General features: G+C 59.8%; 23 protein-coding genes. 11 read left to right on the top strand and 12 right to left on the bottom strand.

Going from position 1 to position 25,096, the window contains the following annotated elements; all coding sequences use genetic code 11:
• Positions 1-58: 58 nt before the first annotated feature.
• The 9 genes from bioF (at position 59) to I9H07_RS01935 (ending at position 10,293) form a co-directional block, all read left to right on the top strand.
• Positions 59-1,249 carry an 8-amino-7-oxononanoate synthase gene (gene bioF / locus I9H07_RS01895; RefSeq protein WP_236426217.1) on the top strand — a complete coding sequence of 397 codons (1,191 nt, stop codon included), beginning with the start codon at positions 59-61 and terminating at the stop codon, positions 1,247-1,249.
• The gene (locus tag I9H07_RS01900; protein ID WP_024672716.1) at positions 1,242-1,973 is read left to right on the top strand and encodes an alpha/beta fold hydrolase; all 732 of its coding nucleotides are present in this window, start codon (positions 1,242-1,244) and stop codon (positions 1,971-1,973) included. Before bioF ends, I9H07_RS01900 begins: the two co-directional genes overlap by 8 nt.
• The gene (gene bioC / locus I9H07_RS01905; RefSeq protein WP_236425534.1) at positions 1,966-2,775 is read left to right on the top strand and encodes a malonyl-ACP O-methyltransferase BioC; all 810 of its coding nucleotides are present in this window, start codon (positions 1,966-1,968) and stop codon (positions 2,773-2,775) included. The genes I9H07_RS01900 and bioC overlap by 8 nt, the downstream gene beginning before the upstream one ends.
• A gap of 31 nt (positions 2,776-2,806) precedes the next feature.
• Positions 2,807-3,487 carry a dethiobiotin synthase gene (bioD, locus tag I9H07_RS01910; protein WP_058391385.1) on the top strand — a complete coding sequence of 227 codons (681 nt, stop codon included), beginning with the start codon at positions 2,807-2,809 and terminating at the stop codon, positions 3,485-3,487.
• Between the two features lie 153 nt (positions 3,488-3,640).
• A complete protein-coding gene (locus tag I9H07_RS01915; RefSeq protein WP_024672719.1) occupies positions 3,641-3,937 on the top strand; it encodes a hypothetical protein in 297 nt (98 codons plus the stop codon).
• Between the two features lie 328 nt (positions 3,938-4,265).
• Positions 4,266-6,071: a phenylacyl-CoA dehydrogenase gene (locus I9H07_RS01920; RefSeq protein ID WP_236425533.1), complete on the top strand. Its 1,806-nt coding sequence runs from the start codon at positions 4,266-4,268 to the stop codon at positions 6,069-6,071.
• A 402-nt stretch (positions 6,072-6,473) separates the two neighbouring features.
• On the top strand, positions 6,474-7,766 hold the full coding sequence (locus I9H07_RS01925) for a GGDEF domain-containing protein (RefSeq protein WP_236425532.1): 1,293 nt from the start codon (positions 6,474-6,476) through the stop codon (positions 7,764-7,766).
• Between the two features lie 172 nt (positions 7,767-7,938).
• Positions 7,939-9,717, top strand: a complete 1,779-nt coding sequence (locus tag I9H07_RS01930; RefSeq protein ID WP_236425531.1) for an acyl-CoA dehydrogenase C-terminal domain-containing protein — start codon at positions 7,939-7,941, stop codon at positions 9,715-9,717.
• A 414-nt stretch (positions 9,718-10,131) separates the two neighbouring features.
• A complete protein-coding gene (locus I9H07_RS01935) occupies positions 10,132-10,293 on the top strand; it encodes a YqaE/Pmp3 family membrane protein (RefSeq protein WP_002555565.1) in 162 nt (53 codons plus the stop codon).
• Between the two features lie 41 nt (positions 10,294-10,334).
• Here the strand turns inward: I9H07_RS01935 and I9H07_RS01940 are convergent, their stop codons facing one another.
• From I9H07_RS01940 to I9H07_RS01990, 11 genes are all read right to left on the bottom strand, one after another.
• Positions 10,335-12,167 carry a S9 family peptidase gene (locus I9H07_RS01940; protein ID WP_236425530.1) on the bottom strand — a complete coding sequence of 611 codons (1,833 nt, stop codon included), beginning with the start codon at positions 12,165-12,167 and terminating at the stop codon, positions 10,335-10,337.
• Positions 12,130-13,299, bottom strand: coding sequence for a pyrroloquinoline quinone biosynthesis protein PqqE (gene pqqE / locus I9H07_RS01945; protein WP_024672218.1), 1,170 nt, complete (start codon positions 13,297-13,299; stop codon positions 12,130-12,132). Before pqqE ends, I9H07_RS01940 begins: the two co-directional genes overlap by 38 nt.
• Complete coding sequence (gene pqqD / locus I9H07_RS01950; protein ID WP_024672217.1) at positions 13,292-13,576, bottom strand: pyrroloquinoline quinone biosynthesis peptide chaperone PqqD; 285 nt, start codon at positions 13,574-13,576, stop codon at positions 13,292-13,294. Before pqqD ends, pqqE begins: the two co-directional genes overlap by 8 nt.
• A complete protein-coding gene (gene pqqC / locus I9H07_RS01955; protein ID WP_024644689.1) occupies positions 13,573-14,328 on the bottom strand; it encodes a pyrroloquinoline-quinone synthase PqqC in 756 nt (251 codons plus the stop codon). The genes pqqD and pqqC overlap by 4 nt, the downstream gene beginning before the upstream one ends.
• An 8-nt stretch (positions 14,329-14,336) precedes the next feature.
• Positions 14,337-15,248 (bottom strand): pyrroloquinoline quinone biosynthesis protein PqqB, encoded by a 912-nt coding sequence (gene pqqB / locus I9H07_RS01960; RefSeq protein WP_024644690.1) that lies wholly within the window; start codon positions 15,246-15,248, stop codon positions 14,337-14,339.
• A 108-nt stretch (positions 15,249-15,356) separates the two neighbouring features.
• Positions 15,357-15,431, bottom strand: a complete 75-nt coding sequence (gene pqqA / locus I9H07_RS01965) for a pyrroloquinoline quinone precursor peptide PqqA (RefSeq protein WP_003422658.1) — start codon at positions 15,429-15,431, stop codon at positions 15,357-15,359.
• 153 nt (positions 15,432-15,584) lie between these two features.
• Positions 15,585-17,888, bottom strand: coding sequence for a pyrroloquinoline quinone biosynthesis protein PqqF (pqqF, locus tag I9H07_RS01970; protein WP_236427105.1), 2,304 nt, complete (start codon positions 17,886-17,888; stop codon positions 15,585-15,587).
• A gap of 219 nt (positions 17,889-18,107) precedes the next feature.
• Positions 18,108-18,914 carry a carbon-nitrogen hydrolase family protein gene (locus tag I9H07_RS01975; protein WP_236425577.1) on the bottom strand — a complete coding sequence of 269 codons (807 nt, stop codon included), beginning with the start codon at positions 18,912-18,914 and terminating at the stop codon, positions 18,108-18,110.
• 15 nt (positions 18,915-18,929) lie between these two features.
• Positions 18,930-20,609 (bottom strand): flavin monoamine oxidase family protein, encoded by a 1,680-nt coding sequence (locus tag I9H07_RS01980; RefSeq protein ID WP_236425578.1) that lies wholly within the window; start codon positions 20,607-20,609, stop codon positions 18,930-18,932.
• A gap of 153 nt (positions 20,610-20,762) precedes the next feature.
• On the bottom strand, positions 20,763-21,224 hold the full coding sequence (locus tag I9H07_RS01985; protein WP_024673945.1) for an Lrp/AsnC family transcriptional regulator: 462 nt from the start codon (positions 21,222-21,224) through the stop codon (positions 20,763-20,765).
• 10 nt (positions 21,225-21,234) lie between these two features.
• Entirely contained in the window at positions 21,235-22,311 is a 1,077-nt protein-coding gene (locus tag I9H07_RS01990; RefSeq protein ID WP_024673944.1) for an FUSC family protein, read from the bottom strand.
• Positions 22,312-22,613: 302 nt separating this feature from the next.
• On the opposite strand from I9H07_RS01990, the gene I9H07_RS01995 reads away from it, so the two are divergent.
• The gene (locus I9H07_RS01995) at positions 22,614-22,937 is read left to right on the top strand and encodes a helix-turn-helix domain-containing protein (protein ID WP_024673943.1); all 324 of its coding nucleotides are present in this window, start codon (positions 22,614-22,616) and stop codon (positions 22,935-22,937) included.
• Entirely contained in the window at positions 22,937-24,163 is a 1,227-nt protein-coding gene (locus I9H07_RS02000) for a type II toxin-antitoxin system HipA family toxin (RefSeq protein ID WP_236425579.1), read from the top strand. Before I9H07_RS01995 ends, I9H07_RS02000 begins: the two co-directional genes overlap by 1 nt.
• A 3-nt stretch (positions 24,164-24,166) precedes the next feature.
• Here I9H07_RS02000 and I9H07_RS02005 read toward each other — a convergent pair whose 3' ends face one another.
• A complete protein-coding gene (locus I9H07_RS02005; RefSeq protein ID WP_236425580.1) occupies positions 24,167-24,802 on the bottom strand; it encodes a nuclease-related domain-containing protein in 636 nt (211 codons plus the stop codon).
• Positions 24,803-25,096 lie beyond the last annotated feature (294 nt).

Here is a 25,096-nt window from a genome sequence, read left to right on the forward strand (position 1 = left end):
GAGCGGGCCGGTTGTCAGCGGCCCGCTTTGAATCGCTATCTCCCGCACCGGGGCCCGCATGTCTTTCGATCTTCGCACGCGCCTTGATGCCCGTCGCGCCGAACACCTTTATCGCCAGCGCCCGCTGCTGCAAAGCCCGCAAGGCCCGCAAGTCATTGTTGATGGTCAACTGTTGCTGGCGTTCTGCAACAACGATTACATGGGCCTGGCCAGCCACCCCGATGTGATCGCCGCCTGGCAGGCGGGGGCCGAGCGCTGGGGCGTGGGTGGCGGGGCGTCGCATCTGGTGATCGGTCATAGCGCGCCACACCATGAGCTGGAAGAAGCGCTAGCTGATCTGACCGGGCGCCCGCGCGCGCTGTTGTTCTCCAACGGCTACATGGCCAACCTCGGCGCGGTAACCGCGCTGGTCGGGCAGGGCGATACGGTGCTGGAAGACCGTCTCAATCATGCATCGTTGCTGGACGCCGGTCTGCTCAGCGGCGCACGGTTCTCCCGCTATCTGCACAACGACGTCAACAGCCTGGCCTCGCGTCTGGATAAGTCCGTTGGCGATACGCTGGTGGTGACTGACGGCGTGTTCAGCATGGACGGCGATATCGCCGACCTGCCTGCGCTCGCTCAGGCTGCAAGGGCCAAGGGCGCATGGCTGATGGTTGACGATGCGCACGGCTTCGGACCGCTGGGCGCAAACGGTGCGGGGATCGTCGAGCATTTCGGCCTGAGCATGGATGACGTACCGGTGCTGGTCGGCACCCTGGGTAAATCGTTCGGCACCTCCGGGGCATTTGTGGCCGGCAGTGAAGAGCTGATCGAAACCCTGATCCAGTTCGCCCGCCCTTACATTTACACCACCAGCCAGCCGCCTGCGCTGGCCTGTGCGACCCTTAAAAGCCTGGAATTGCTGCGCACCGAGCATTGGCGTCGCGAGCATCTGACGCTTCTGATCCGGCAGTTTCGTCGTGGTGCCGAGCAGATCGGCTTGCAACTGATGGACAGTTTCACGCCGATCCAGCCGATCATGATCGGCGATGCCGGGCGAGCCTTGCGTCTGTCGCAACTGTTGCGCGAGCGCGGCTTGCTGGTGACCGCCATACGGCCGCCCACCGTGCCTGCGGGCAGCGCCCGTTTGCGTGTCACCTTGTCGGCGGCGCACAGTGAGGCTCACGTGCAGCTATTATTGAATGCGCTGGAGCAGTGTTATCCGCTGCTGGATGCTCATGAATCCACGGAGCCCGTTCATGCGTGATCGACTGATTTTGCTGCCGGGTTGGGGGCTGGGCGTCTCGCCGCTGCAACCGCTCGCGGATGCGTTACGCGGGCTGGACGAGCATTTGCGGGTCGAGATCGAACCATTGCCGGAAATCGACAGTTGCGACCTGCCGGACTGGCTCGACGAACTGGACGCCAATCTGCCTGACGACGCCTGGCTGGGCGGCTGGTCGCTCGGTGGCATGCTCGCCGCCGAACTGGCTGCGAGGCGTGGCGAAAGCTGCTGCGGATTGCTGACCCTGGCCAGCAACGCCTGTTTCGTCACTCACGGCGCGTGGCCGCATGCAATGCCCGCTGAGGATTTCAATGCGTTTCTGGCGGGGTGTGCGGTCGACCCGGATGCCACGCTCAAGCGTTTCAGTCTGTTATGCACCAACGGCGCAGAAGACCCGCGCGGTCTGGCGCGGCTGCTCAAGGCCGGTGCACCGCACACGTCGCCAACCGCACTGGTCGACGGGCTGAAAGTACTTCGGCAGCTGGATACCCGCAGCGCGCTGCAAACCTTCCGTGGTCCGCAACTGCATTTGTTCGCCGGGCTGGATGCCTTCGTTCCGGCAGAGGCCGCGGGCGATCTGCTGGCCTTGTTGCCGGATATCGAAGTGGGGCTCATCGAGCAGGCCAGCCACGCGTTTCTTCTGGAAAACCCCCACGGCGTCGCGGCTGCCATCCATGCTTTTCTGCACGAGTCGGGTGATGACTGATCTTTCCAATCCCAAACCGCCTTCCGTGCTGCCTGACAAGCGTCAGGTCGCGGCGTCGTTTTCCCGAGCGGCAGGCAGCTATGACAGCGTTGCTGAATTGCAGCGCAGCGTCGGCCACCAATTGCTGGCCTGTCTTCCCGCCGGACTCAGTCCTTCGCGCTGGCTGGATCTTGGCTGTGGCACCGGTTATTTCAGCCGCGCGCTGGCGCAGACGTTCGATAGCAGCGAAGGCATCGCGCTGGATATCGCCGAAGGCATGTTGCGCCACGCGCAGCCACTCGGCGGGGCGCAGCACTTTGTTGCCGGGGATGCCGAACACCTGCCGCTGCGCGACCGGAGCTGCGAGCTGATTTTCTCCAGCCTCGCCGTGCAGTGGTGCGCTGATTTTGCGGCGGTGCTGAGTGAAGCGCGTCGCGTATTGCAACCGGGCGGCGTGTTTGCCTTCGCCAGTTTGTGCGTGGGGACGCTGTACGAGCTGCGCGAGAGTTGGCAGGCCGTTGATGGACGTGTGCATGTAAACCGTTTTCGTCATGAAGATGATTACCGCCAGCTGTGTGCCGCCAGCGGACTGCGGGTGCGCAGTCTCGACGTTCGCCCGCAAGTGCTGCATTACCCGGACGTGCGTAGCCTGACCCACGAGCTGAAGGCGCTCGGCGCACACAATCTCAATCCGGGGCGCCCTGACGGCCTGACCGGTCGCGAGCGGATTCTCGGCATGGTCCAGGCTTACGAGCGCTTCCGTCAGGAGGCCGGGCTGCCTGCCACGTACCAAGTGGTGTACGCGGTTCTTGAAAAAGCCTGATGGCTTCACGTGATAAGGAAAAAATGTCGAGATGAGCGCAGCTTATTTCATCACCGGAACCGATACCGACGCTGGCAAGACCACCGTGGCGGCCGGGCTGCTGCATGCTGCCCGCCTGGCTGGCCTGAGTACGGCGGCCGGTAAACCGGTCGCTTCCGGGTGCGTCATGACTGCACAGGGGCTGCGCAATGCTGACGCGCTGGCGTTGCAGGCGGAGTGCTCGGTCGAGCTGGATTACGACGAGGTCAACCCGCTGGCACTGGAGCCTGCAATTGCGCCGCATCTGGCCGCGCGTGAGGCGGGTGTCGCGTTGACAGTCGAGTCGTTGCTGCAACCGATGCGCCATATTCTGAGCAAACAGGCTGATTTCACCCTGATCGAAGGCGCCGGTGGCTGGCGTGTGCCGTTGGCCGGGGAGCGTAATCTGTCCGATCTGGCCATCGCCTTGAAACTGCCGGTGATTCTGGTGGTGGGTGTACGCCTGGGCTGTATCAATCATGCTGTACTGACCGCCGAAGCCATCGCTCGTGACGGCCTGCAACTGGCGGGCTGGGTGGCGAATGTGATCGACGGCGAAACGTCGCGGCTTGAGGAGAACCTCGCCACACTGGTCGAGCGTCTGCCTGCGCCGTGTCTCGGGCAAGTGCCCCGGCTGGACGACGCGAGCGCCGAAAATGTGGCGCACTATCTTGATATCGGCAAGCTGGGCTGACAGCGCCGCTAAGTAGCTGACACGCAAGTGGCTTTCGGGTTTTCACGATTTTGTTCGCCATACGGCCTAGTGCCATTAGTCTGTTTGTTGAGTATTTCCGTGCATTAGCTGGTTCAATGGCACGTGTTCGTTTTTTGAACTGAGGATCGGCTTATGCAAATCACCATGAACAACACCCTCTACCCAGGTCTGAGTGCCATGCAGGTCGGGCAGAGCCGTGTCGATCAGGCGGCCACCCAGATCGCTAGCTCGAACGTTGAAGTGTCTGGCAGAAGCCAGTCTTCGGACTTTCAGCTTGAGAATCTACGCTCGGTCGACCGCAGTCAGCGCTCTGACCTGCCGTCCAACATTGTCGAGCTCGAAGCCGGCAAGGGCCAGTTTGAAGCCGGCCTTGCTGCGCAGAAAGCCAGTGACGAAATGCTCGGCACGCTGATCGACACCTACGCCTGATTCCTGCTCCGCCCCCCCCCGCCGTGCCATTCGCGCACGGCGTCGCCTCATGAATTTCTCCGCATCATTGTCCTGTATCACCCCTGCGCTTGGCTGTGCCCTTTACTAAACTTCTGCTTACGTTTGCCCCGAGCCGTTGGCCTGCGCGGTCTGTGGAAAGATCGTGGACGAATGGTGCGTGGTTCGCTATTGACAAGGTTTGGGCGTAAACGTATGTTTCAAACACCTGTTTGACCGTAAGGCATACGAGAGTGTCTGGTGCTTGAGGGTATGTCCCCAGCGACCGCCCGGTCATTCGTTCCAGGATTCATCAGCAGAGGTTATCGCTATGCCTGACTACAAGGCCCCCTTGCGTGATATTCGTTTTGTTCGTGATGAACTGCTCGGCTATGAAGCGCATTATCAAAGTCTGCCCGCTTGCCACGATGCCACTCCGGACATGGTCGATGCCATTCTCGAAGAGGGCGCCAAGTTCTGCGAGCAGGTGCTGGCGCCGCTGAACCGGGTGGGCGATACCGAGGGCTGCACCTGGAGCGAGTCAGGCGTGAAAACGCCGACCGGTTTCAAACAGGCATACAAACAGTTTGTCGAAGGCGGCTGGCCGAGCCTGGCGCATGACCTCGCACACGGCGGTCAGGGCCTGCCCGAGTCGCTGGGCCTGGCGGTCAGTGAGATGGTTGGTGAGGCCAACTGGTCGTGGGGCATGTACCCGGGCCTGTCGCACGGCGCGATGAACACGATTTCCGAGCACGGCACGCCCGAGCAGCAGGATGCGTACCTGACCAAACTGGTGTCTGGCGAATGGACCGGCACCATGTGCCTGACCGAGTCGCACTGCGGCACTGACCTCGGCATGCTGCGCACCAGGGCCGAGCCTCAGGCCGACGGCACCTACAAGGTGACCGGCACCAAGATCTTCATTTCCGCTGGCGAACACGACATGGCCGATAACATCGTCCACATCGTGCTGGCCCGCCTGCCGGACGCACCGGCTGGCACCAAAGGCATTTCGCTGTTCATCGTGCCCAAGTTCATCTCGGCTGCCGATGGCAGCGTGGGTGAGCGCAACGCGGTGCACTGTGGTTCGATCGAGCACAAGATGGGTATCCACGGCAACGCGACCTGTGTGATGAACTTCGACGGCGCCACCGGTTACCTGATCGGCCCGCCGAACAAGGGCCTGAACTGCATGTTCACGTTCATGAACACCGCACGTCTGGGCACCGCACTGCAAGGCCTGGCGCATGCCGAAATCGCTTTCCAGGGTGGCCTGAAATACGCCCGTGACCGTCTGCAGATGCGCTCGCTGACCGGACCAAAAGCGCCGGACAAGGCCGCTGACCCGATCATCGTTCACCCTGATGTACGTCGCATGCTGCTGACCATGAAGGCCTTCGCCGAGGGCACGCGTGCCATGGTGTACTTCACTGCCAAGCAGGTCGACATCGTCAAATACAGCGAAGACCCGGAGCAGAAGAAAGCGGCCGATGCGCTGCTGGCGTTCATGACGCCGATCGCCAAGGCCTTCATGACCGAAGTCGGCTTCGAAGCCGCCAACCACGGTGTGCAGGTTTACGGTGGTCACGGCTTCATCGCCGAGTGGGGCATGGAGCAGAACGTTCGCGACAGCCGTATCTCGATGCTGTACGAAGGCACCACCGGCATTCAGGCACTCGACCTGCTGGGCCGCAAAGTGCTGATGACTCAAGGCGAGGCGCTCAAAGGCTTCACCAAGATCGTCCACAAGTTCTGCCAGGGCAACGAAGGCAACGAAGCTGTTCAGGAGTTCGTGACGCCATTGGCTGCGCTGAATAAGGAATGGGGCGAGCTGACCATGAAAGTGGGCATGGCTGCCATGAAGGACCGCGAAGAAGTGGGTGCGGCGTCGGTGGATTACATCATGTACTCCGGTTATGCCTGCCTGGCGTACTTCTGGGCCGACATGGCCCGCCTGTCCGCCGAGAAGCTGGCAGCCGGTACATCGGACGAAGCGTTCTACCGTGCCAAGATTCAGACCGCACGCTTCTACTTCCAGCGCATCCTGCCGCGCACCCGTACTCACGTTGCCGCCATCCTGTCCGGCGCTGCCAACCTGATGGACATGAAAGAAGAAGACTTCGGCTTGGCTTACTAAGCCCTGCTTTAGTCACGAAAACCGCCTGATTGCTGATCAGGCGGTTTTTTTATGGCTGGTATCTTCAAAATCGGACGCGATGCATGCTTGCGCGACGCTGCGCGTCACAAGTCCACGCCACCTGCTCAAGACAGAACGCAGAGCCTCGCACGGAAGTTGCGGTTATCGTTCCTCACGCTCCAGCGTGGGAATGCCGTTCTTGACGCTCTGCGTCCAGCGCATTGGCGCGAGCGTCAACAACACTTAGCGTGGCGCGTGACGTCTATAACTGCCCATGCAATAAACATTTCCAGTCTCCTGCCGTTACAGAAAGTAGTTCGTCTGTTGATCCTGCTGAATGCATTGTTCGCTGGATGAAGGCACAATGACATCGGTTCGTTCCGGGGCAGGAGATAAACCCTTTTGTTGCGTCCATCCGCTGCACGTCTGAGTCATTTTCTGCCCTCCCTGATGTTGCTGGTGGCAGGGCTTGCGGCTGCGTATGTAAAGGACCTGAACGTCTTCTTCACCTCGCTGTTCAATGTGCTGCCAACACTGGTGTTGCTGTTGGGAGGCGCGTACTGCCTCGTTTACCGGCGACAACGCGAGCTGTTTCTGATGCTCACCGTGTACATCGCCTACTACCTGCTCGATACCCAGACTGACTATTACCGCGACAACGGCAAGGTCCGGGAAGATGCGGCGGTGATTTTTCACCTGGTCTGTCTGTTACTGCCGGTATTGTTCGGCCTGTACGCCGCATGGGAAGAGCGCACTCATCTGTTTCAGGACATGGTCGCCCGGCTGGCGGTGTTGGTGGCACTGGGCGGCGTGGCGCTGGGCCTTGAGCAGAGTTATCCGATCGAGTTGCAAGCCTGGCTGGCGGAGATTCGCTGGCCTGCCTTGCATGGCAACTGGATGAGCCTGATCCAGTTGTCCTACCTAATGTTTATTCTGTCGTTCGGGGTGCTGATCTGGCAGTACCTGGAAAAGCCACGACCGCTGCATGCCGCGCAGATCGTCGGCCTGCTGGGGCTGTTCTGGGCGCTGCCCAAGACTTTCATCCTGCCGTTCACGCTGAATATTCTGTGCAGCCAGGTGATGTTGATGATCGCTGCGGCTGTCGCGCATGAGGCGTATCAGATGGCCTTCCGCGATGAGCTGACCGGGCTGCCCGGTCGTCGGGCGCTCAACGAAAGAATGCAGCGCCTGGGCCGTAATTATGTGCTGGCGATGAGCGACGTCGACCACTTCAAGAAATTCAACGACACCTATGGCCACGACGTGGGCGATCAGGTCTTGCGTCTGGTCGCCAGCAAGCTGTCGAAAATCACCAGTGGCGGCGGCAAGGCTTATCGCTATGGCGGGGAAGAGTTCGCCATCGTCTTTGCCGCCAGAACGCTGGACGAGTGCCTGCCGCATCTGGAAGCGATTCGCGAAACCATCGCCAATTACCAGATCCAGTTGCGCAACAAGGACCATCGTCCTCAAGACGATCAGCAAGGACGCCAGCGACGGGGCGGGCCACATGCAGGCAGTGTGTCGGTGACCATCAGCATCGGTGTTGCCGAGCGCCAGCCGGAGCATCGCAGCGCGGAAGAAGTGCTCAAATGCGCCGATCAGGCGCTGTACGCCGCCAAGGGTGCAGGCCGTAACTGCGTTGTCGCATTCGACCAGTTGAACCGGCGCGGCGCTGTGCGCACAACCGAAACATAGACCTGATCAAATCGTTCTATTCGCGTGACCTGTTGTGACTATTCAGTCATGACACGACCCTATGTGTCTGAAATGTTGTTCGGGTAGACTCGTGAAAACCGATTGCTGATCTTCGTCGCTGAACGCATCGATCAGCCCCCAAGTTACTTGCTACCTGTTCACGAGGTTTGCCATGGCTGACTACAAAGCGCCGCTGCGCGATATGCGCTTCGTCCTCAATGAAGTGTTCGAGGTTTCCAGACTCTGGGCGCAACTGCCTGAGCTGGCTGAAACAGTCGACGCCGAAACGGTCGACGCCATTCTCGAAGAAGCCGGTAAAGTCACCAGCAAGACCATTGCCCCGCTGAGCCGTAATGGTGATGAGGAAGGCTGCCACTGGAAGGACACTGTGGTGACCACACCGGCGGGTTTTCCGGAAGCCTATCGGACTTACGCCGAAGGTGGCTGGGTGGGCGTTGGCGGTAATCCGGAATTCGGCGGCATGGGCATGCCCAAGGTGGTTTCGGCTCAAGTCGAAGAGATGATCAACTCCGCCAGCCTCGCCTTTGGTCTGTACGCCATGCTGACGTCTGGTGCCTGCGTGTCGATCAACACCCACGCCACCGAAGCGCTCAAGGCGAAATTTCTGCCCAATATGTATTCGGGAGCCTGGGCCGGGTCGATGTGCCTGACCGAGGCGCATTGCGGTACTGACCTCGGCATGATCCGCACCAGGGCCGAGCCTCAGCCTGACGACGCTTACACGATCACCGGCAGCAAGATTTTCATCACTGGCGGTGAACACGACCTGACTGAAAACATCATTCACCTGGTGCTCGCCAAACTGCCTGACGCTCCGCCCGGGCCGAAAGGCATCTCGCTGTTTCTGGTGCCCAAGTTCATGGTCGGTGACGATGGCAGCCTCGGCGAGCGCAATACCGTCAGTTGCGGCTCCATCGAGCACAAGATGGGTATTCAGGCGTCGGCGACCTGTGTCATGAACTTCGACGACGCGGTCGGCTACCTGATCGGCGAGCCTAACAAAGGTTTGGCGGCAATGTTCACGATGATGAATTACGAGCGCCTGGGTGTCGGCATTCAGGGCCTGGCGTCGGGTGTGCAGTCTTATCAGAACGCTGTCGAATACGCCCTTGATCGTCTGCAGAGCCGTGCCCCGACCGGTGCGCAGAACAAGGACAAGGCCGCTGACCCGATCATCGTCCATCCGGACGTGCGGCGCATGCTGCTGACCATGAAAGCCTTCAACGAAGGCGGTCGGGCGTTCTCCAGCTACGTTGCCCTGCAACTCGACATTGCCAAGTTCAGCGCGGATGACACCGCACGTAAACGTGCTGATGACCTGGTGGCGCTGCTGACGCCTGTCGCCAAGGCGTTCCTCAGTGACATCGGTCTGGAAACCACGGTTCATGGCCAGCAGGTGTTTGGCGGTCACGGCTACATTCGTGAGTGGGGCCAGGAGCAACTGGTGCGTGACGTGCGTATCACGCAGATCTACGAGGGCACCAACGGCATTCAGGCGCTGGATCTGGTCGGCCGCAAGATCGTCGGCTCCAACGGTGCGTTCTATCAGCTGTTCTCCGACGAAGTCCGCCAGTTCATCAGCGCTTCCGACAGCTCGCTTGGCGAATTCACCCGGCCGTTGACGGCTGCGCTGAACATGCTGGACGAACTGACCGCGTGGGTGCTGGACCGCTCGCGAAGTAACGCCAATGAAATCGGCGCGGCTTCGGTGGAGTATCTGCACCTGTTCGGTTACACCGCCTATGCCTACATGTGGGCAATGATGGCCAAAGCCGCTATGGGCAAGGAGCAGCAGGAAGACTTCTACGCCAGCAAGATGGGCACCGCGCGCTTCTACTTTGCCCGTTTGCTGCCGCGTATCCACTCGCTTGATGCGTCGGTACGCGCCGGCAGCGAGTCGCTGTTCCTGTTGGAGGCGGCACAATTCTGAGTTCGGGAAAGCTGTGTAAGCATTTGCTTACACGACGTGGTGCCATTTGGCCTCTTCCCAAAAAAGGGATCCAAAGTTAATCTTGCTCCATGGACGTAGCGCAGGAAGCGCACTAAGACATAACAGGGACACGTAGGGAAGCCTGCCAGGATGGCGGGGTGAAAGGGAAATCAGGGAAACAGTCTGGAAAGCCCCGCTTCGGCGGGGTTTTCTTTGTCTGCGTTTCAGGAAATCAGACTTCACTGCACATGGATTCAGGTGCGCAGCGAGTGTCAGGTTGCAGGCAAGGGTGATTTTTGGGGGAAAACATTCCCAGGAAAAGGCAGGCACCGTGCCAGAGCCGTTGAACCCTCGTGAAGGCTCAGGGTCGATTAGCTGTATGGCCATTTAGAGCCAATCACTCAGGAGCATCCCATGGACATCATTCGTATTATCTTCGCTATTCTGCTGCCGCCCGTGGGCGTGTTCATGCAAGTCGGCTTTGCTGGCGCTTTCTGGCTGAATATCCTGCTGACCCTGTTGGGTTACATCCCAGGCATCATCCACGCGATCTACATCATCGTTTCGCGTAAATAACGCCCCTGCACATGGGTTGATCGTTCCTTCAGCTGGAACGATCAATCGGCCGCATCAAGCACCTCCCGGTAAAACCTCCATTCCTTTTCCAGCGCATCTGCCAGGTTATGTGCCTTGCGGAATCCATGGTGTTCGTCCGCGTAAAAGTGCGCTTCGGTCTTGATGCCCCTGTCCTGCAAGGCCTTGAGCATGGAACGAGTCTGCTCCGGCACTACGACGGCATCCAGTTCGCCCTGGAAAAAGATCACGGGCACATTGATGCTGTTCGCGTGTAGCAGCGGCGTTCTGGCTTCGTAACGCTCTAGGTCCTTGAGCGGATCGCCAATCAGCCAGTCCAGATAATCACCCTCGAACTTATGCGTGGCCCTGGCCAGTGCTACCGGGTCGCTGACTCCGTACAGGCTGGCCCCGGCGCGAAACACGTTCTGAAAGGCCAGTGCGCATAACGTCGTGTAACCCCCCGCGCTGCCGCCACGTATGAAGGCCTGTTGTTCATCAATCAAGCCGCGTTCGGCCAGATGGGTGACGACCGCGCAGGCATCTTCGACATCCGCCACGCCCCAGGTCAGGTGCAGGCTCTGTCGATACTCGCGACCGTAGCCGCTGCTGCCGCGATAATTGAGGTCCGCCACGGCGAAGCCGCGATGCGTCCAGTACTGAATGCGCGGATCGAGCACCGGGTAACAGGCCGACGTCGGGCCGCCGTGGATGAACACCAGCAGCGGCGGCTTTTGCGCCCCGGTCATGGCCGGATAGAAATAACCGTACGCCTCGGCTCCGCCGCTCGGGTAGTGCAACGCCTGCGCAAGGCTGATCTGTTCGACAGGCAGCGGAGAGCCGCCGCCGGCCAACACCTGCACGCTGTGATCGATACGTGAAATGGCCAGCACGGCAGACGTACTGAGCGGCGAGGCCGCGATGCAATAGATAAAATCTTCGTCGACGGCGAGGCTGCGGAAACGGTTGTATCCGGCGCTGTAATCTTGCGTCGAGCCATCGGCCTGGCCAAGCCCCAATACCCAGGAGCCGTCCTGCGCCCAACTGGCCAGATAGCCATCGTTGATCGGCAGCCAGGTGCAACTGCCCAATTGCCAAGGCGCGGATGCATGGTCAGCGGGCGCGGCCGGAAGCGGCGCTAACCCGGAAGCCGATTCACTCCAAGGTTGCCAGAAACCGGCGCGATCAGTCAGGCAGTACAGTCGGCCCTGAGCATCGAAGCGCGGTTGCTGCAAGGATTCTTCTGTGTCATCGCCTGCAACACACCGCGCAGTGCCCCAGGCGCCACTGTCCTGTCTGGTCGCACACATCAGGCGGGTGCGGGTCCACGGCTGATGCGGGCGCTGCCATTCGATCCAGGCCAGGCGTTTGCCGTCGGCGCTGATAATGGGCGACGAATAGAAGTCCGCGCCTTCGGCCAGTAGCTCGCGCTGGCCGTCAGCCAGGGCGATGGACACCAGCCGATGAGTGGTGTGGTCTTCTTCAACGGCGAGAATCCGGTCGTTGCTGAAAAATACGCCACCGTAGCGTTTGTCGCCCTGTGTCAGGGCAACCGGTTCGCTGGCGTCCAGCGCCTGTCGATAAAGCTGCTGATCGCGCTCATTGACGAACACCACGCCGTCGTCGGCCAGGCAAAACGAACCACCGCCGTATTCATAGACCCGGCTGCGCACGCTGAAACCCTGAGGCGTCAGGCAGCGCTTGCTGTTCGCGGACCAGTGCCAGATGCGACTGGCACCGTCTTCGGGCCGGTATTCATTCCAGAACAGGCCTGCGGAATTGACGTCCAGCTCGGCGAAGTCGACGCCCGCGGCAACCGCCTGCGCGGCGCTCAGGGGTTCAGGAAGATTTTGCGATGAGTCGTGAGTTTCGGTCATTGCGAAAGGCCAGCTCTTCAATGGTTTGAGTAGCGGTTTCGGACTCGTCGCGAGCCTGAGTGATGATCCCGTGGTGATAAGATTTGCTGCACACCGGGTCAGCATTGGCGGCATCGCCGGTCAGCATGAAGGCCTGGCAGCGGCAGCCGCCGAAGTCTTTTTCTTTTTCGTCACACGAGCGGCACGGCTCAGGCATCCAGTCGTAACCGCGAAACCGGTTGAAACCGAACGAGTCGTACCAGATGTGCTGCATGCTGTGATCGCGCACATTCGGAAACTGGATTGGCATCTGTCGCGCGCCGTGACAGGGCAGTGCGGTGCCGTCCGGGGTCACGGTCAGGAAGATATTGCCCCAGCCATTCATGCAGGCCTTGGGACGCTCTTCGTAATAATCGGGGGTGACGAAGATCAGCTTGCACGGGTGGTTTTCCGCCTCCAGCCGCTCGCGGTACTCATTGGTGACCGCTTCGGCACGCACCAGTTGATCCCGGGTAGGCAGCAGGCCGACACGGTTCAAATGCGCCCAGCCATAGAACTGACAGGTCGCCAGTTCGACGAAATCCGCTTCCAGCGCCAGACACAGCTCTATGATCTTGTCGATCCGGTCGATGTTGTGCCGGTGCGTCACGAAATTCAGCACCATCGGATAGCCGTGCTTTTTCACTGCACGGGCCATTTCCAGCTTTTGCGCGAAGGCTTTCTTCGAGCCGGCGAGCATGTTGTTCACTTGCTCGTCGCTGGCCTGAAAGCTGATCTGGATGTGGTCCAGCCCGGCTTCCTTGAAGGCGATGATCTTTTCTTCGGTCAGACCAATGCCCGAGGTGATCAGGTTGGTGTAAAAGCCCAGCCGCCGCGCTTCGGCGATCAGCTCGGCGAGGTCCTGACGCACAAGTGGCTCGCCGCCGGAAAATCCGATTTGCGCCGCACCCATCTCCCGCGCTTCCTGCATGACCTTGAACCACTGTTCGGTGGTCAGCTCCTGGCCCTGTTTGGCGAAGTCCAGCGGGTTGGAGCAGTAAGGGCATTGCAACGGGCAGCGGTAGGTCAGCTCGGCGAGCAGCCACAGCGGCAGACCGACCTCGGGAGTGGGCGGGATATAGGGGCTATTGGTCGCGAGCACAGTGTCAGACAAGATCTATCCAGTTTTTCTTTTTGGCGCCTTCCATGAACTCGTCGACGTCCATGCCCAGTTCGGGAACATTAGGGAACTGGCGATGAAGCTCGTCAATGATGGCGGCGATCGTGCGCTGCCCGTCAATCAGCCCGCCAATCAGGGCCGCGCTTTCGTTGAGTTTGATCATGCCTTCAGGGTAAAGGACCACATGGGCCTTTTGCGCAGGCTCGTACTGAAAGCGATAGCCCTGATGCCACTTGGGCGTCAACGCCCTGAATTTCGGATCGTGCTTCATAGCGTAATCCCCTTATGCCAGACCTTCTGGTCTGTAACGCTGTGATACGGCGGGCGGTTCAGTTCGTAGGCCATGGACATCGCATCGAGCATGCTCCACAGAATGTCGAGTTTGAACTGCAGGATTTCCAGCATACGCTGCTGGCCTTCATAGGTAGTGTAGTGCTGTAACGTGATCGCGAGACCGTGTTCCACATCGCGGCGGGCCTGACCCAGGCGAGTGCGAAAATACTCATAGCCTGCCGGGTCGATCCACGGGTAATGCTGCGGCCAGCTGTCCAGTCGCGACTGGTGGATCTGCGGCGCGAACAGCTCGGTCAACGAGCTGCTGGCCGCCTCCTGCCAGTTGGCACGGCGAGCGAAGTTCACGTAGGCGTCGACCGCGAAGCGTACGCCCGGCAACACCAGTTCCTGAGAGCGCAGCTGATCCGGGTCCAGCCCGACGGCCTGACCAAGGCGCAACCAGGCTTCGATGCCGCCGTCTTCACCGGGCGCGCCGTCGTGGTCGAGCAGGCGCTGAATCCATTCGCGACGAATCTCGCGATCCGGGCAATTGGCCAGAATCGCGGCATCCTTGAGCGGAATGTTCATCTGATAGTAGAAACGGTTGGCGACCCAGCCCTGAATCTGTTCGCGGGTCGCGCGGCCTTCGTACATCGCCACGTGAAACGGGTGATAGATGTGGTAATACGCGCCCTTGGCACGCAGGGCCTGCTCGAATTCTGCGGGGGACAACGCAGTCGCTTCGCTCATGTCAGCTCCTAAAGCTCGATGCTCATGCCGTCGTAGGCCACTTCAACGTGGCGACGAACCAGTTCGGCGCGCTCCGGGGAGTCTTCGTCGAGAATCGGGTTGGTGTTGTTGATGTGGATAAGCACCTTGCGCTGCTCCGGGAAGCCTTCCAGCACTTCGAGCATGCCGCCGGGGCCGTTCTGGGCGAGGTGGCCCATTTCCCGGCCGGTGCGGGTGCCCACGCCACGGCGCTGCATTTCGTCGTCGTCCCACATCGTGCCGTCGACCAGCAGGCAGTCGGCATCGCGCATCTTTTCGGCCAGCGCTTCATCGACCTTGCCCAGCCCCGGCGCATAGAACAGTTTGCCGCCGGTGCGGGTGTCTTCGACCAGCAGGCCGATGTTATCGCCTGGGTGCGGGTCGAAACGATGCGGCGAGTAGGGCGGTGCGGCGCTGCGCAGCGGGAACGGCGTGAAGCGCAGGTTGGGGCAGGCTGGAATCACGAAACTGCCTTGCAGCTCGATACGATTCCAGCTCAGGCCGCCGTTCCAGTGTTTGAGCATTTCGAACAGCGGGAAGCCGGTGCTCAGGTCTTCATGGACCATGTCGGTACACCAGACCTGATGCGGGCAGCCTTCGCGCAAGCTGAGCAGGCCGGTGGTGTGGTCGATCTGGCTGTCCATCAGCACAATGGCGCTGATCCCGGTATCGCGTAACGCCCGGCCCGGCTGCATGGGGGCGAAGCCCTGCAGTTGCGCGCGGATATCCGGAGAGGCGTTGCACAGCACCCAGTTCACGCCATCGTCGGACAGTGCAATGGAAGACTGGGTACGCGCTTGCGCCCGCAGGCTGCCATCGCGAAAACCTGCGCAATTGACGCAGTTGCAGTTCCACTGGGGGAATCCACCGCCAGCAGCGGAACCTAGAATCTGGATGTACATGTCAGCTCCCGGCACACAATCTGGAACAAAAAATAGCTCACAAGAATAAAAAACCATCACAACCATAAAAAAAGCCCCGGCGAACCGAGGCTTCACAGCGCACTGAAATCAACGGCTTGCGAAGTACATGGTGACTTCAAAACCGATACGCAAATCAGTGTAAGCAGGTTTAGTCCACGACATAAAAATCTCCTCGGATAAGTGCAGCGGTGGGTGACTACATCTTAGTGCATCGTTGAAGGCATACGTTCAGATGCTTAGGGAGCTATGTTACTCATTTTAACAATTCAGCAGGGCCAGAATCTGCATGAAAGACCATTACCGTTCAGGTAAGGATCAGATGCTGGCCGCAGGGGCCGGGCGATTGGCCACAATCAGCCAGCCGCCCGTGGCGTCGATCAATTGATCGCTGGCCGCCAGTAACGAGTGTGTATCCAGATTTGACAGAGCACTGCGCAGTGCTTGCGCATGATCGCCTTGATGCCCTGCAAGGCAGGCGTGCCACTGCAGGTCGGCGTGCTGCTGATCGGGCATGTTCATGGGGTCGAACTGTGCTGACAGCGCCTGGATCTGCTCGGGCAGATCGGTGCCGCGAACGAGATCCTGCAGTGCGCCGATGAAGGCTTCGATGTGCTGGAACAATTGCTCGGTGGTACAGGTGGGCGACTGAACGCCAAACAGCATACCGGTCCGTCCGGCGATTTGTCTGATGCCGCTAAATACCGCGTAACCCAGTTGCAATTCGACTCGCAGCTTTTGGTAGAACGGTGCCTGCAGCAGGTGCGCCAGCATACGCCACGCGGCCTGGTCTTCTGCAGATTCGCTGGGAGCGGGACAAAACACCAGCACCGCGTCTTCCGAAGAGGACGATGCTTCAGTCGCCCAGCGTTTGCCTTTTTGAATGGCGGGCAGCGTCAACGGGGTTGTTTGTGGCGTTCCGGGGCTTGCGTCCAGTGCCGCGTTGATCAGCGCCTGAGTGGCGGCGCAGCAGCCGTGAGTAAAGCTGATCCAGCGCGAGTCAGCCCAAAGGGTGTGCAGATCGTCGACCGTCTGCTTGCTCTCGGTGTTCAGCGCGTGATCAGCAAGCCGCTTGAGCAACTGACGAATGGGAATCAACGCGGGCTCGGCCTCGCGCACAAGCGTTGCCGAAGACGGTTGGCGTAGCCGCCGCAAGCTGTGCGTGAGGATGTCGGCCATGGGCGCCCGCAGACCGTTCAACTGCAGTTGCCAGAACGGGCCATACGCGCTGAACGTGACGATCACACCGGCTTGTCGGGCCTCCTCAATCAAGTCTTTCAGGCTGACATTGAGCGACTGCCAGAGCGCGGGTTGTGGTGATGACAGCTCCCAGCGCACATAAAGCGCTGCTTCAGCGCCGTCATTCGGGGTTGAACTCAAAAACGGATTGGGCGACGGCAGACGCCAGTCAGTGTGTTGGTCGTCCGACTTATCCACTGCCGCTAAAGTGATCAGGGCGCCTGACGTGAGTTGTTCAAGCAAAACGCGGAGTGCCGTTGCGCCGTGTGCGCTTAATTGCGCCGGCAGCGCATGGCAATGGTGATGCGCCAGCGCCAAAGGTCCGCACAGGTGCAGACGCCGCTGTTGCAGACGCTGATATTCTTCGATCAGCGCAGGCCAACGGGGCTTGAAGAACTCAAGCCAGCTGAAGAGCAGGGTGCTTATGAGGCCAGCGTTCGCCAGGGCGCCTTTGCACTCGACATCCAGCAGCAGTTGCCCATCGAACTGATACAGCGGCGAGGCTTTCAGCGATTCGGTCAGGCCTCTTTCGATCAGTTCGGCGACCAGCCCGCCGGGCTGTGCGTTGTTCAGCCAGTGACAGAGAAACGCTACTGCCTCGTCTGCCCGTTCCGGCAAACCTTCGCAGGCGAACAGCAGATGTTTCTGGTCGCCTGTTTGTCGAGGGCTGGTTGAGCGAGTGTGTAGCGGCGGAGGCGGCTGTTGTTTGAGCTTTTTTCCGCTGGCGAATAGCGCGCCGTATTTTTTTGCCAACGTCTCCAGCTCAGTCAAGGATTGCGGCCCGCTCAGGCACAGGGTCATCTGTCCGGCTTGATAAAAACGGCTGTAGAAGTCGTTCAACGCCCGTTGAAATGCCGGGTTGGGCACTGACAGGCTGTAGCGATTGCCTGCATGGAAACCGCGCAGCGGATGCTGTGGATTGATCGGCGCGAGCAAGCGCATGTGGTGCTGTGCTTCAACATCGCCCAGCCACGCGATGAACTCGGCGTGCAGCACTTCGCGTTCGCGCAATTGATCGGCAAGGGTCATGCGCGGCCGGGCGAGCATGTCGCACAGGCGCTCCAGTCCTTGGGCGAAGGCTGCTTGCGGCAGCTCGAAGAAAAAGTCGGTGGTGCGCTCGCGGGTGCTGGCATTCACCTGGCCGCCATGACGCTGCACGAACGTCATCAGGTTTTCCCCGGACGAAAAACGCTCGGTGCCGAGGAAAAACAGATGCTCCAGAAAATGCGCCAGCCCGGGCCACGCGTGCGGCACGTCATGACTGCCCGCCGCGACCCGCAACGAGGCCGCGCTACGTTTGAGCCGCGAGTCGTGACACACAATCACACTCAGCCCGTTGGCCAGCGTGATGCGTCGGGTGTCAGCGGGTTGCGGGGCAGGCATGAGTGCGTCCGGAAGGGCTTGGGAATCTGAGCGTCATGCTAGCGGATTAGCAGCCAGGTTCGCGAGCATGCTGAAGAGTGGACGCGGAGCGTCCAGAACTGCATGCCCACGCGGAGCATGGGCACGATGGGAATCGGTGGATTAGCGTGCCGACGCTCCGCGTCGGAACGCATCTCGTGACGCTCTGCGTAATCTCCACGCCGCGCTGTGCATGCAGCGTCAGCTCTGGCTTTTGCTCAGTGACGCGTACAGCTCTGGCCGACGATCCGCAAAGTAGTCATTGGCGCTTCTGGCTTGCGTCAACAGTGCCTTGTCCAGCGTGCCGATCATCAGTGTTTTATCCGGGCCTGCCAGTGCCGGGCGGCTGCCGTCCGGGGCGCAGAGGCTGCTGAGCCCGCAATAGACAATCTCGCCCTCGCTGCCGCAGTAGTTGGCGTACACCACGTAACAGTGATTCTCGAACGCTCGCGCCCGTACGGTCACGTCGCAGACGAAATCGTAAGGCACCATGTTCGCCGTCGGCACCAGAATCAGCTCGGCACCGGCCAAGGCCAGGCGGCGGGTGTTTTCGGGAAACTCGACGTCGTAACAAATCAACAAGCCGAGTCGCCAGCCGTTCAGCTCGACCACCGGGAAATGATCCTCGCCTGCCGTGAACATCGACTTGTCCAACCCGCTAAACAGATGCGTCTTGCGGTAGTTGCACAGGCGTGTGCCATGACTGTCGATCAGTTGCACGGCATTGTAGATCTGCTGATCGGCCCCGCGCTCCGGATAGCCGTACAGGATGGCGATGCCGTTGGCCTGGGCAATGGCGGCAATGTGCGTCGCCGCCGGGCCATTCTGCGCTTGTGCCAGCTCACTGACTGCCTGTGCGCCGATGTTGTAGCCGGTCAGAAACATCTCCGGACAGATCAGCACCTGCACGCCTTGTGCCGCGGCTACGATAGCCTGCTGTTCCAGTCGGGTCAGGTTGCCACTGACATCCAGCGGCAAGGGAGGGCATTGATACAGCGCAACGCGCATGGTGTTTTCCTTCTGTCAGTCAGCCAGCGCAATCGGGCCGATTTCATGGAACGCGTCGCCAGGGCCAGGGTTGTCGGCGTGGGTCTTGCCACCGAAGTGATTCATGATGCCCCACACCGCGTTCAGCGACGTCTGTACCGCGCCTTCGACCCAGGCTGGCGTCCACGACACATCGTCACCGGCGATGAACAGGCCGCGCTGTTCGCTGGGCATGTCCTGCTGCATGAAGTGCGCGTACATGCGCTGGTTATAGCGGTAATGACCCGGCAGCGCACCCTTGAAAGCACCTAGGAAATGCGGGTCGGCTTCCCACGAAACAGTGATCGGATCGCCTATGATGCGCGCCGCAATGTCCACTTTCGGGTAGATCTTCTTCAGCGCATCCAGCGCCAGTTTCACGCGCTTTTCGATAGGCTGCGGCAGCATCTTCAGCGCGTCGCTCATCCATGAGTAGGACAAGCAAATCACGCCCGGCTTGTCGTCGCCGTTGTCGAACAGGTAAGTGCCGCGAGTCAGGCGGTCGGTGAGGGTCATGCTCATCAGGTCGCGACCGGTTTCCGGGTCTTTGTCTTTCCAGAACGGCCGGTCGACCATCACGAAGGTTTTTGATGACTGCATGTAACGTGTGCGGTCCAGCGCCATCCACATCTTCTGCGAGAACAGCGATTCCTCGCACTCGATCTGGGTGGTCAGCAGCCAGCTCTGGCAAGTGGTCAGCACTGCCGCATACTGCCGGGTGTCGCCCCAGTTATCGGTGACACTGAAGTTGCCGTCCTCGGCCCGGGCAATGCGCTTGACGCCGGTACGCGGTGCGCCACGATGCAACGATGACAGGCTGGTGCCCTTGGGCCAGTGTGCGCAACGTTCCGGCACATGGTTCCACAGCCCGACCGGTACTTGCTGCACGCCGCCGACGATCAGGTGCTGGTGTTCGTCGCAGTTGGTCATGACCACGCGGAAGATTTCCAGCATCGAATTGGGGAAGTCCGAATCCCATCCACCTGTGCCGAAACCAACCTGGCCGAACACTTCGCGATGGTAGAACGATAGCTTGGCGAAGGCTTCGGAGGTGGCGACAAAGTCATAGAACGTGCGGTCGTCCCACAGCGGCACCAGCCTGTTCCACAGCTCTTTGAGACGCGGCACATCGCGGTCGCGAATCGCCTGCTGGATGTCGGCGAATTGCGAGCCGCTTTCCAGTGCATCAGCCCAGGCGTCAGCGACTTCCTGAAACAGCGCAGGCAAGTCCGAGAGCATCTGGGCGTAATACGTGGTGCCTTCCAGGTCGATAACAGTGCTGCCGGACGCCGCCGTCAGCGGGTTGGGAAACGGCCTGGACTCCAGGCCCAGCTTGTCGACGTAATGAAAGAATGCGGTCGAAGACACTGGAAAACGCATACCGCCCAGTTCGGCCACGATGCCCTTGGCGCCTTCGAACTCTTGCGAGCGCAGACGACCGCCCATTTTCGAGGCTTCGTATACGACCGGCTTGAGGCCCATCTTCATCAGTTCGTAAGCGGCCACCAGCCCGGCGATACCGGCACCGACGATCGCTACTTCCGCGCCATGATGCTCCGCCGGAATACTGCCCAGACCTTTCGGATGCTCGATCCAGTCATCGAAGGCAAAGGGGAAATCCGGGCCGAACAGGGTGATCGGCTTTTTGCCGTTGGCGGGGTGACGATTGGTTTTCATGACTGACCTTGGTAGGCAACGGCGAAAAACAACAGTCTAGAGAATGACGCGCGCGTTAATAAGACGCAAAGTGTCGTCACTATGATGGTTATTTGTGCGAAGTGACGAAGCGTCGCTGCGATTTGTAGGGTTCGGCATGATTGCTTGTCGCAGTCAGACCGGCTGCCCGCGATCAATCTTGCTGCTGAGGATGATTGATGTGGTGGTTTTCTCGACGCCATCCACGCTGCCGATCAGGTCGAGCAGCTCATCCAGCTGTTCAGGAGAGTCGGTGCGCAGCCAGGCCACGTAATCGAACTCGCCACTGACCGCACACAATTGCTGAACCTGTGCCAGCGCACTCAGGCGGCGCAGCACTTCCTTGCCCGACCGGGGTTGCACGGTGATGCCGACATACGCCTGTAATCCACCGTCGACCACCCGCTGGCCAAGGCGCACGCCGTAGCCGGTAATCGCCTTGCTGCTTTCCAGCCGTGCCAGCCGCGAGGTCACTGTGGTGCGCGCGATGCCCAGTTGGCGAGCCAGCATGGCAACGCTTTCACGTGCATTGATTTGCAAGGCGGCGATCAGTTTGCGATCAATTTCATCCAGCGCGGGTGGACGTGTGTCAGGCACGGGCATTTCCTTAAAACTTCCAGCGCTTGGCGGTCTTGGCAAGACGCGCCTGCAACCCGTCCAGGTTGTGCCCCAACTGTTGAGTCATCAAGTGATAGCCCATCAGTTCGGCAGGAATGACCGGCTGCATCGCTGGCGTTTCGGTAGCTTCCGTCGTGCGTGCCAGACGTTCGGTCGCACCGGTTTGCAGGGCACGGGCCATGCCGATCAGTTGGCGGCGAATCTGTCGGTAATCACCGTCCAGCGATGCCTTCAACGACTCGTCGGCTATTTGATTCAGGTTCGCGGGGCGAATGTTGGCGAGAATTTCCAGCGTGCTGAGGCACATCCGGAAATGTCCCTGAATGGCGTCCAGCTCGACCATGGACATCTTCACTTCCTTGGACACCGACGGCAGCAACGAGCGCAATTGCAGCATGGTCGCGTTGAGCCTGGCGGTCAGTTTCAAATGCTCATCAGCCGTGACTGGCTGGCCTTGCACGATGCGCCCATAGACCTTTGCGCAGTCACGCAGGCCGCTGGCCAGGTTGTAGCGCCAGGAAAACACGGCGTACAACGGCAGCGCGAAGGAGAACGCCAGTGCCAGCGCGATACCGATCAGGATGTCCACGGTGCGCCACAGCCCGTCGCTGATCGGGTTGTAACCGTGCCCGGCCACGATAAACAGGGTGATCGCCGACAGCAGCGCGGTATACCCGCCCTTGCCAATAGCGTGGTAAGCGAAGAAACCGCACAGCACCGACATCATCGCGTAGGTCAGCAGCGGCATTTCCAGATAGCCCTGCTGCACCACCACAATCAGACCCAGCCCGGCCCCGATCAGCGTGCCATAGGCCCGCTCCACGGATTTCTTGCCGATGTTGCCGTGGTGCTGCAAGCCACCGATCACGATCAGCATGGTGACCGACGCCCACTCGCCATGCGGCAGGTTGAGGCCCGTGGTCAGCAGGATGGTCACCAGCAGCCCGATGGCAATCCGCGCCGCATGGATCAGCCGCGCATGCCGGTAACGGCGATACGGGTCCAGCAAAGGACGCAGAACAGGGCGAAGCCAGGAGGGTATGAAAGCAGAGCGCGAATTCGTCATGCGTAAAGAGACCGCGAGGGTAGGGAAGAAATCCCTGATTGGATGATGGTATTTGTCAGTAAGCCACATCTGACAGGAGATGGGTGGAGATTGTTGCCGATCAGCACGAGCACTATCGCCTGGCTTATCGGACAGTAAAGGCGCTCCTCGGGTGGCGAAAGGCAGTTTTAAGGCTATTTAAGGTTGCTTTATATGCCGCTTTATGAGGTTTAAAGTGTGATTTCGTGATTCATTATCTCCGCGTTCATGATTACGAATGTGCTACTTTGTTGATCCTCGTGTCTGCTTGCTGGTAACTGCTGATGAAGGCTTTTTTCCCCGTTCAAAGCACTGACACGCTTTTGCGGATTGCTCTGCTGGTGAAGCAGGCCAGGCTGCAACAAGGCGTCCGCCAGATTGACCTCGCCGAGCGGCTGGGTATTTCGCTGCGCACGTTTCGCCGTATCGAAGCCGGCAGCGCAGACGGCGTATCGCTGCGCGACTTTATGTTGGTGGTCTGGGCCCTGGGTGTGTCGGAGCGTTTGTTTCAGGGGCTCAGGGAAGACGCATCGTTCAGTGTGGAGCAGCTTGAGGCCGCTGACCGTAAGCGGGTTCGTCTGCCCAGGAACAAGCCGGAGGACTTCTGATGGCTCAGGCTTACATCTACATGGAATGCCCTGTCAGTGGACAGACGCTTACGCTGGGCAAACTGACGATTCTGGCCGGGGTCGGAACGTTTCAGTATTCGCCTGACGCGGTGCAGGAAAATATCTGGGTGCCGGATCCGTTCAGGTATCCATTGTCCACGCGTTCTTATTCTGTAACTAAAAATGGCGGCGTGCCCGGCTTCATTGATGACGCCATGCCCGATGGCTGGGGAGAGCGGTTGTTGCACCGCGTCGAAAGGGGCCCATTGGATTCTATTCAACTGCTGCTCAAATCCCCGAACGGTGACAGAGCGGGCAATATCATGGCTGGCGTGGCTCGCGAGCCGCAGCCCGGGTTGGGTCAGACGCCTCCGAAAGCCTTACACGCCAAAGGTCTTGATCAGTTCATCGACGCCTGCGAAGCAATCTATGACAGCCAGCTCAGTGCCGAGCAACTGGAAGCCCTGAAGGTCAGGGATCAGCGATCTTCAGCGGGTGGCGCTCGTCCAAAGCGTACCTATCTGGGGGACAAAAAACTGATTCTGGCAAAGCCTAGGGATACATTCGATCACTATGATCTGCCCTCTGTGGAACATGCCTGCATGACGTTCGCAGGGCTTAAAGGGCTTCAGGCAGCCAACACCTCCCTATACCGTGGCGAAAGAATCAATACGCTTCTGATCGAGCGCTTCGACCGGACGTTTGATGAGCAGACCGGCCGTTTCAGAAGGCTGCCGATGCTCAGTGGGCTGACTCTTCTGGATGCCGAGTGGAAAGCGCGTAGCCATCCTGATTGGCAATACGCAGCGCTCGCTGATGAGCTCTATCGTCGTGGTGCCCCGGGTCAGGACCGGCGAGAGTTGTATCGGCGCATGGCTTACAACGTGCTGGTCGGCAACGCCGATGACCATCCCCGCAACCACGCGGTTATCTGGAAAGACGGCACCTGGCGGCTTTCGCCCATGTACGACGTATTGCCGATACTGGACGTAGGGCCTGCTCAGGCACTCGCCATGTCCGTCGGCATCGAAGGGCCGCGGCTCAATCGAGGTAACCTGTTGAGCCAGTACCGTCACTTTGGACTGAGCAGGTCAGAAGCCGAAGCCGCGCTGGATGAAGTAGCGGGTTGGGAAGCTGAATTGCATGACTATTACAGCCAGTTCCTTGCTGGAGCAGAACTGGATGCTGCGGTCACCGCGACCAGCGGGGCACGCTTGAAGCGTTAGCAATCATCCTCGACGCTTGAGGTTTCGCACGTGCTCACGATGGGTCGCCCGGTTGGGTTGTCGTCGGTTGGTTAGCAGTGCGTTCACAAGGGCCTCCACCTGCGCTTCATTGAAGACCGGCTGCTGGAACGAGCGGATATAGCGAATGAAGCCTGCTCCATGGGTCACGTTCACGGGCATTGGCGTCTTGAACGTGCTGTCCCCCATAAAACTGATCACCGAGTGCAGGCAGGCCATGTCTACGCCGAGAGTCGCTTCCAGTGCTTTGAGGTGTTTGTAGTTCTGCCGTAACGGGTTCTGGAACCTGAGTGTCTGTCGGTAGATTTTCTGCGTCCATTGCGCCTGCTGTTCGCTACCAAAAATCCAGCCACGCATATTCTTGGTTTCCAGCACAAAGATGCCGAAGGGCGAGATGAACACATGGTCGATCTGCGTTGTGCCGTCTGCCGTGTCCAGAGTGACATTGTGTACGCGGCGATAGACGGCTTTATCCAGTTTCCAGTGCGCAAGCAGGCGTACCCACAGCTCGCCAATATGACCTTTGGCCCATGATGATTTGAGCAGTGAGAGCACCAGCAAGGCGGGAAGCAACCACGTCATGATGTTGATGGCCGGGGCGAAGATGGCGCTGTAATTCATGGGATTCCTTTCCATGGCTTTCGAGTAGGTCCGACAGGTTTTCGGAGCCGTACCGGAATTCTTTACCGCGTAGGCCAATTGATCTGATAGCGCGTACTGCGCCCGCCACCGTCAAGCAGGCGATTGAGCACTTTGACCTGTGCGGTGAGCCGAATAAGAGGATTAATCGGCTCATGAGATGAGCCGAATGTGCGAGCTATTCGGCTCATCGTCCAGTTGTGGCTGTGGGCTTTACGTCGCAGGCTGTTCAAATCCATCGACGTCGGGCTTCGTATGTTATTCACGCTAGCCGCA

It is taken from the genome of Pseudomonas syringae, from assembly GCF_023278085.1.
Taxonomy (GTDB): domain Bacteria; phylum Pseudomonadota; class Gammaproteobacteria; order Pseudomonadales; family Pseudomonadaceae; genus Aquipseudomonas; species Aquipseudomonas syringae_Q.